We start from the raw sequence: 2,560 nt of genomic DNA on the forward strand, positions 1-2,560 counted from the left end.
AATGATGGAAAGTTTGAGATCAAAGCTTATTTTTTGATACTCATTTTTTCGACAGGGTTGTTTTTTGTTTGTTTCCATAGGATACTAAAAGTGTTTAATTTTTAGTCAACCTATTTTAGGACGAGGCCTGAGGTATGGTTACTGCTAACGTCTTGCCGCTTGGCGAGGTTGGGGATTAAAGATGCGAGATTTTTCCATTAAACACAAATTTTCCAAGTACAAAACCATCTTCAAATTAAGCCTAAAACCCCAATCTCGCCAAACGGCTGTTAGCAGATGGCGCTTATTTCTTCGGTATTTGAGTTATTAATTATTCTTCATCATCTTCTTTCTGATAGCCTTCATAATAATAAGATTGTTCAATTCCTTTGAAGATTACTTCTCTATTGTTTATTTCTTCAGTTAAGTTACTATTTAATAAAGTTCTTAATTCTAAATCATTAATTGGACTTCTTTCCATAGCTTGTAGATAAAGTGATTTGTCTACATATTGCCAATTTACTAATTTTTTTAGTTTAGATTTCAAAAGCATATCCAACCAAATTCGCATAGTTCTACCGTTACCTTCCATAAATGGGTGAGCGATATTCATTTCTACATATTTGGCAATAATTTCATCAAAATTATTTTCAGGCATTTGTTCAATTTTGACTAAAATTTCGCTTAAATACAAAGCATTTGCAAATCTAAATCCACCTTTTGATATATTTTTGTCACGAACTTTACCCGCAAAGTCATATAATTCGTTAAATAAATAACTATGTATTTGCTTTAAACCTTTGGTTGAACCTATTTCAATTTTATTTATATCATCTGATTCAAATAATCGATACGCATTTTCTAAACTCTTTTTATCAATGTTTTTCATATAATTCAGCTATAAATTTCTTTGTCAAAAATACTTTAAATGTTTGTGAATTACTTTAAAAACGTATTACTTTTTTATAGTTTTTTTTGTTTTTTAGCTGTTTTAAATTCCGGTGCGGTGCGCTATCTGCTAACGTCTCGTGGCTTTGCGAGGTTGCGAACTTCGGAACCGCGATTTTTCGGCTAAGATAAAATTTATTGCGAAAGATAAACTTGAATTTAGCACTTATTTCGCAATCTCGCAAAACCGCTGTTAGCTGTAGTGTTTTTATGTTTTATGGACTTCTTTTATTGGTAATAATTTCAAGTTTAAAGCTTCGTGTAATATTTCTTTTCCCTTTCCAAATTTCAAATAAAATATTCTTGAGAAATATGAGCGTTTCGTCTTTTCCCACTCCAATTTCATTACATATCTTACAAGTAAAATAATTGTATCAGAATGAGGAGTCATTTTTCGGATTAATATATTATAATCATTAAGATTTTTTTGAGCTGGAATTTGATTGAACATATTCATATACTGTTCTAGTAGATTTTCAAGTTTTTGATGTAATTTTTCTTTTGGATTTAAATTAAGTAGTATCAGATTATATTTACAGTCAATAATTTTCAGATGTTCGAATGTACTATCATTAATTTTATTTAAAAATAATTTCGCATCTTCAGAGATTTTATCTTTTTGTTTAATTTCTTCAATTCCTTTACTAACACCTTCTTTTAATTGAAAAACTGTACTTTCCATTATAAAATCTGTTAACATTTGTTTTAAATTTTCTAACCATTTTATTCTAGCATTAGTTATATTATTTGACCTAATTTGAGATAAAGCAAAAATACCTGCAAGTGTTACCACTAATAAAGGTAGCCATCGTGTAATTTCTTCATTCATATTTTAAGTTTTTAATTTGGAATCCCTTAATTTTAGCGATATGCTGTCTTGTCCTAAAATACGTTGACCATTTTTAGGTTATTAATTTGATCAAATTTACTTAAATGTAATCGGAACATTGATAACTTTTTTTAAAAAATTCCCTACGGGTTTTAAAAAAGTTACCAACATTCCTTACGCATTGTTTCGTGCATAGGATTTGTAAGGTTGTTGGTTGTATTTTTGATGTACTTCTTGAGGCGTTTTAAGTTCTAAACTCCAATGTAATCTTTCGTTATTATAAATTTCTACGGCTTCTTTTATCATTTTTTGAGCAGTTTGTATGTTTTTGATTGTATTTTTTAGTCCGAATTCATATTTCAGAATTCCATTAATTCTTTCGGCTACAGCATTTTCATAGGGATCATATTGTTGTGTCGTACTTAATATAAAACCTTTGTTTTGAGCAAACTCAGAGAAATCGGGCCAACAATATTGTATTCCTCTATCGGAATGGTGAATGATGTTTTTATGCTTGTGAATGCAATTTTTATAGGCCATTTGTAGTGCTTCTTTAACTAATGAAACTTTCATATTGTTATCTAATTTCCAACCCATTATTTTTTTAGAATACGCATCGGTAACTAAAGCCAAATAGGAGTGACCGCCATCAATCTTTATATAGGTTATGTCGCTTACAAAGACTTGTTCTGCGTGGGTTAAAGTTAAATCTTTGAGCAGATTAGGAGATTTGAAAAAGAAGTGCTTAGAGTCGGTTGTAATATGAAAACGTTTTGTTTTCTTAACCAATAAACCATAACTTCT

At 29.5% G+C, this 2,560-nt stretch carries 3 protein-coding genes; all 3 read right to left on the bottom strand.

Going from position 1 to position 2,560, the window contains the following annotated elements; genetic code table 11:
- Positions 1-310 precede the first annotated feature (310 nt).
- The gene (gene fic, locus J3S90_RS15640; protein ID WP_210646963.1) at positions 311-868 is read right to left on the bottom strand and encodes a protein adenylyltransferase Fic; all 558 of its coding nucleotides are present in this window, start codon (positions 866-868) and stop codon (positions 311-313) included.
- 267 nt (positions 869-1,135) lie between these two features.
- A complete protein-coding gene (locus J3S90_RS15645; protein ID WP_210646964.1) occupies positions 1,136-1,756 on the bottom strand; it encodes a hypothetical protein in 621 nt (206 codons plus the stop codon).
- A gap of 174 nt (positions 1,757-1,930) precedes the next feature.
- On the bottom strand, positions 1,931-2,560 hold a 630-nt coding region (locus J3S90_RS15650; RefSeq protein WP_210646965.1), incomplete at its 5' end, for an IS3 family transposase.

The organism is Flavobacterium flabelliforme (assembly GCF_017948675.1).
Taxonomy (GTDB): domain Bacteria; phylum Bacteroidota; class Bacteroidia; order Flavobacteriales; family Flavobacteriaceae; genus Flavobacterium; species Flavobacterium pygoscelis.